The sequence below is a fragment of the Mesorhizobium sp. M7D.F.Ca.US.004.03.1.1 genome, assembly GCF_003998635.1.
Lineage (GTDB): Bacteria > Pseudomonadota > Alphaproteobacteria > Rhizobiales > Rhizobiaceae > Mesorhizobium > Mesorhizobium loti.
Genome location: NZ_RZQG01001114.1, coordinates 1 through 1,728 on the forward strand (window position 1 = coordinate 1; position 1,728 = coordinate 1,728).

Below are 1,728 nucleotides of genomic sequence, written 5' to 3' on the forward strand. Positions count from 1 at the left end.
GATGCGTATATTCGTCATAGGCATCGATCATCGCCTGGGTAATGGCAGGCGTCTGGCCAGCTGATTTCGTCATTGCGCACTCCTCGGCTTCGAGCTTCGATACCTGAGCTACATAGAGACCCAGCCGCCATGATCCAGTCGAGCATTGTCACGGCCGTGGATCGCCTCGTGGCGTTTCCACAGGCGGCCACGCCGGCCCGGCAAAGCCGGCGCCACAGGCGCCCGTGTCATCACTTTTTAGTCATCCGCGACAAATCCTGCTGGCGCTGCCACAATAGTGAGGGAAGCTGCCGGCTATCGATGGCGCCTTGGACCAGGTGCCTTCACGTCTCGACCCAGAAGGAGCGATGCCGATGACCATGCCTTCCCCGATCCTCACCAGCGCGGTCGTCCTTGCCGTGGGCGCCGCTTTGGCCCTACGCTCGATGGTCGTGAATGCAGGCAGACGATCGTTGATCAGGGTCCGCAGTGAGCAGAACCGCCGTGCAAACACGAAGACCCAGGGTTGAGGTGAGACCATGAACGTCCAGGACATCGTCAACACCGTCTCGCAGAAAGCGGGCCTCGACCAGGCGACGACGGAGAAAGTCGTCGGCACCATTTTCTCGGTGCTTGAGCATGAAGCTGAAGGCACCAGCGCCTCGGCTTTCTTCGCCAAGATCCCCGGCGCCGATGATCTCGCCCACCAATATGACGTCATGGCCACCGCTCCGGCCGGCGGCGGTGGCGGCTTCCTGTCATCGCTGCAGGGCGCGCTTGGCGGCGTTCTCGGCGAGAAGGCCGGCGCACTGATCAACGGCCTCGCCGCGCTCAAGGCATCCGGCCTCGACATGGCTCAGATCCAGAAGGCCGGCGAAACGCTGGTCCAGCAGGCCGAAGCCGCCGCCGGCCCCGACCTGACCAACGAAGTGCTCGGCTCGGTGCCCAGCCTGAAGAGCCATCTGGGGCTTGGCTAGGACGGCACGGCCAGTCCGCCCCTACTTCGGCAGCGCGTAGGCCATCACATAATCCCCCGGCTTGGTGCCGACCGAACCGTGGCCACCGGCGACGATGACCACGAACTGGCGTCCGTCGGCGACCGTATAGGTCATCGGCGTCGATTGCCCGCCGGCCGGCAGCCGCGCCTGCCACAGCTGCTTGCCTGATGTCAGCTCATAGGCGCGCAGATAATCGTCGACCGCCGCACCCAGGAAGGCGACACCGCCGGCGGTGATCATCGGCCCACCGATGCCCGGCACTCCGACCTTCAGCGGCAGCGGCAATGGCGTCATGTCGTAGACGGTGCCGTTGCGGTGCTTGTAGGCGATCTTGCCGGTCCTCAGATCGACGCCGGCGACATAGCCCCAGGGCGGTGCCTGGCAAGGCACACCGAGCGGCGACAGGAACGGCCCCATCACCACGGCATAGGGCGCGCCTTCGTTGCGGTTGAGCCCCTGCTCGCTGCCCTTGGTGTCGCCGGGCGGCGGCACGTCCGCGCGCGGCACAAGTCTCGACGTGAAGGCCAGATAGGTCGGCATGCCGAACAGCGCCTGCCGCACCGGATCGACCGCCACGCCACCCCAGTTGAAGACGCCGAAATTGCCGGGATAGATCAGCGACCCCTGCACCGAGGGCGGCGTGTAGCGGCCTTCATAGCGCAGCTTGTGGAAAGCGATCCGGCACGCCAGCTGATCGAACATGGTGATGCCCCACATGTCGGCATCGGTCAGCGGCTTCGGATTGAAGGAG

General features: G+C 65.1%; 1 protein-coding gene and 1 pseudogene. One reads left to right on the forward strand and one right to left on the reverse strand.

Annotated features, from left to right (window positions below):
- The first annotated feature begins 518 nt into the window (after positions 1-518).
- A complete protein-coding gene (locus EN935_RS34500) occupies positions 519-956 on the forward strand; it encodes a hypothetical protein (protein ID WP_127264578.1) in 438 nt (145 codons plus the stop codon).
- Between the two features lie 21 nt (positions 957-977).
- Here EN935_RS34500 and EN935_RS34505 read toward each other — a convergent pair.
- Positions 978-1,728, reverse strand: a pseudogene (locus tag EN935_RS34505) (membrane-bound PQQ-dependent dehydrogenase, glucose/quinate/shikimate family); the annotation flags it as partial.